Origin of the sequence: Herbaspirillum sp. B65 (genome assembly GCF_000333555.1) — a bacterium.
Lineage (GTDB): Bacteria > Pseudomonadota > Gammaproteobacteria > Burkholderiales > Burkholderiaceae_D > Herbaspirillum > Herbaspirillum rubrisubalbicans.
Map to the genome: position 1 here is coordinate 1 of NZ_BADI01000833.1, position 3,635 is coordinate 3,635.

Consider the following 3,635-nt stretch of genomic DNA (forward strand, 5'->3'; position numbering starts at 1 on the left):
CGGGCGCGTGGTGCGAAAACTGAGCAGCTTGTCGGTCCAGCGATGGACCCACAGCAGCCGCTCGCAACTGCCTTTTTCCGAATACGCATCAATACTCACACTGCTGGCACTAGCCACATGACTCTCCTTCGATTCGCTGCCAACCCCAACGCCACCATCAACGATAACGGCGGCCCGGCAGGGGCATTACAATAGCGGGATTAAACTGGACGCAGCACACGCAAACCCTGCGTCCCGCAAGCGGCTGGCCCATCACAAACGCCCTAGGGGGGCATCCGGGATGTCCCGGAGATGAATTGCCGGCCGCCTGCACCGGCCAGGAACTAACCGCGTAACGCGCGGGTCAGGCCTGGATGGCGCGTTGCCAGCCCTCATCCTACCCGACTTGCCCCACGGCGCGTCAGGCCGGCCGCCTCAACCGATAACAGATACGATGCAGTGAATCAATGACTTGGACCCGCAGCCTGGCCATCGCCTTTCTCTGGTGTGCCGCCGACACCGCTTATGCCGCCTACCAGGTGCAGATCGAGGCACCCGCGCCGGTGCAATCGCTGCTGAAGGATTTTCTGGATATCTCGCGCTACCAGGACCGCGACGACATCAGCGACGAACAACTCAAATTCATGATGGATACCGTCGGTGAGCAGGTGCGCGAACTCAGTTCCACCGAAGGTTATTTCACCCCCACCACCAAGGTCAGCGCCCAGACCGAACCTGCTGCCAACGGCCAGCCGGCGGTGCGCCGCATCACCCTCGTCGTCGATCCAGGGCCGCGCACCGAGATCGGTGCGACCGACATCAGCGTCACTGGCGTGGCCGCGCGCCAAGACCAGGCCACGGTCGAGCGCATCCGCCAGGACTGGTCGCTGCCGGTGGGCCAGCCGTTCCGCCAGGAAGACTGGGACAAGGCCAAGAACACCGGGCTGGAACAACTGCAGCAAAAGAAGTACGCCGCCGCCCGCATCGCCGCCTCCGAGGCCCGCATCGACCCGCAGGAGCAGCAGGCCGAACTGGCGGTGCGCTATGACAGCGGCCCGGCCTTCACCCTGGGCGCGTTGCAGATCACCGGCACCCGGCGCTACCCGGAAGCAATCATCCGCAACGTCAATCCACTCACCATTGGTGAACCCTATGACGTGAACCGGCTACTCGCCCTGCAACGGCAGATCCAGAATACGCCGTATTTTTCCAATGCCATCGTCGCCATCGACGACGATCCCGAGCACCCGGACCAGACCCCGGTGAAGGTGCAGGTCACCGAATTCCCGACCCACCGCATCCGCGCCGGGCTGGGCTACAGCACCGATACCGGGGCTCAGGTCGAGGGCCGCTATTCGAACTACAACATGTTCAACCGTGCCTACGTTTTCGACAGCCAGGTGCGCCTGGAGCAAAAGCGCCAGTACGGCACCCTGTCGCTGGCCATGCCGCCCGATGAAAAGGCCTTCGTCAACAGCCTCAACACCTCCTACGACCGCACCCAGCTCGAGGGCGTAGACTTGCGCAGCCAGCAGGTGGGGTTCAAGCGCGCACGCACTGGCGAGAACTACGACACCACCTATTCGCTGACCTATTACCGCGATGAACTGAGCCAGGAAAACGGCGCAGCCTTGCCAGCCAACACCGTAGTGACGCCCGGCAAGCACCGCGCCCTGGTACCTGGCTTCGCCTGGTCGCGCCGCCGTGTGGACAATCCCATCTTCCCGCGCCAGGGCAACCTGTTGACGCTGGAAGCCGGCTTTGCGCTCAAGGGCTTGCTGACCGACCAGAGCTTTTCCCGCCTGTATGGCCGCTTCAAGCAATTCGTACCGGTCGGTCGGCGCGATATCGTGGTCTTGCGAGCCGAACTGGGCGGCGTCTTCACCAAAGGCAGCGCCGGCGCAGTGCCGCCGTCGCTGCTGTTTCGCACCGGCGGCAACGATTCGGTGCGGGGTTATAGCTACCAGAGCATCGGCAATGAACAGAACGGCACGGTCTATCCGACCAAGTACCTGGCCGTGGGCAGTACCGAGTATCAACGCTGGTTCACCCAGAGCTGGGGCGCAGCGGTGTTCTATGACGTCGGAGCTGCCGCCGACAACTGGAGCAACAAGACCTTCTATCACGGCGTGGGCACCGGAGCGCGCTGGCGCAGCCCGGTCGGCACGCTCAACCTGGACCTGGCCTATGGCATCCAGAAACACCAGATCCGGCCGCACGTCTCGCTGGGCATCGCCTTCTAGCGCCAGCGCCCGGATCGCACCTATCGATTACCTGATCTCGAAGCCCAAGCACGCATGAGCGACCCGCAACAAGAACTGCAAGCCTCCCCACCGGCCCAGCCGCCCCAGCGCCCTGCTCGCCATGGACGCCGCCTTGCCGCCTGGAGCGGCGGCACGCTGGCCGTGCTGGTACTGGCCGCAGCCGGTGTCGCCCTGTATGCCACTCATACCGAAAGCGGCGCCCGCTTGCTGTGGAATGGCGCCGTGAAGGCCCTCGGTGGCAAGCTCTCCGGCCAGCTGCTGGGCGGTACCGTGGCCGATGGCTTGCGCCTGCGCGCGCTGCACTACCAGGATGACAAGCGCATCCTCGATATCGATCGCATCGACGCCCGCTGGCACCTGGCCCTGCTGCGCCGCAGCTTGCGCCTGGACTACCTGCGTGTGGGCCAGGTGCAGTTGAACCAGCAACCCTCACCCTCAGAGCCCAGCACCCTGCCCGCCTCGCTGGAAATTCCGCTGGCCCTGGAGATCGGTGAAATCAGCCTGGATCGCCTCAAGCTCACGCAAGGCACCTCCAGTACCGAACTGTCCCGCCTGAAACTACATGGCAACTCCGATGGCGTGCAGCACACCCTGGTCCTGGACAGCCTCACCACGCCCTATGGCGATGCCACGGCGCTGTTGCACCTCAATGGCAAGCGCCCCTTTGCCGTCGGCGGCGGAGTGGAACTGACCGGGGCCTATCAGCATGGCCAGCTCAAGGAGCAATACCAGTTGGCCGCGCAATTGTCGGGCTCGCTGCAAGAACTGGGCATCGCCCTTACCGCCGGCGGCGACAGGCTCAAGGGCAGCGCCGATATCCTCGCCACGCCCTTGGCCAGCGTGCCATTGAAGCGCGCCAAGATCGACCTGCAGCACGTCAATCCGCAAGCCTTCAATGCCGCCGCGCCGGCTGCCGATCTGCACCTGCGCGCCGACCTGGCCCCGCCTGCCGGCCTGGCGGCCGATGCGCCATTGCAGGTGAGCGGCCGCATCGACATCGACAACGCCCATCCCGGTCGCCTTGATGAACAACGGCTGCCCTTGCTCTCGGCCAGCGCCGACCTGAAGCTGGACCTGCAGCAGCAAACCCTGTCGCGCCTGGACATCCGCCTGCTGCGCGATGCGCGCATCGAAGGCAGCGGCCAGTTCCGCCCCGGCAGCAACGAGCCCGGCAAGCAGGAACCGTTGTCGGGCCAATTCAAGCTGCGCGTAAGCGACCTGGACTTGAGCCAACTCCATCGCCAGGCGCCTGCGCCAGGCGCACGGTAGCCTCGATGTTGACGCCGCCCATCATGCCGTCGCGGCCGATGTCGGTGTAGACGATGGCTTCGCAGCCATAGCCTTCGAACTTTTGCGCCAGGTCCACCACTTCGTGGCCGGACAGCTTGCTCC

At 64.7% G+C, this 3,635-nt stretch carries 3 protein-coding genes; 2 read left to right on the forward strand and 1 reads right to left on the reverse strand.

Annotated features, from left to right (window positions below):
• Positions 1–446 precede the first annotated feature (446 nt).
• Entirely contained in the window at positions 447–2,222 is a 1,776-nt protein-coding gene (locus tag I5W_RS19885) for an autotransporter assembly complex protein TamA (protein WP_044530526.1), read from the forward strand.
• Between the two features lie 54 nt (positions 2,223–2,276).
• Positions 2,277–3,512: a hypothetical protein gene (locus I5W_RS19890; protein WP_044530527.1), complete on the forward strand. Its 1,236-nt coding sequence runs from the start codon at positions 2,277–2,279 to the stop codon at positions 3,510–3,512.
• Here the strand turns inward: I5W_RS19890 and I5W_RS30230 are convergent.
• Positions 3,442–3,635: HisA/HisF-related TIM barrel protein (locus I5W_RS30230; protein ID WP_252717135.1), on the reverse strand; the 194-nt coding region annotated here is incomplete at its 5' end. The genes I5W_RS19890 and I5W_RS30230 overlap by 71 nt on opposite strands.

Coding starts and splice junctions, on each gene's coding strand:
- I5W_RS19885 (WP_044530526.1), top strand. CDS start 447: ATGACTTGGACCCGCAGCCTGGCCATCGCCTTTCTCTGGTGTGCCGCC.
- I5W_RS19890 (WP_044530527.1), top strand. CDS start 2,277: ATGAGCGACCCGCAACAAGAACTGCAAGCCTCCCCACCGGCCCAGCCG.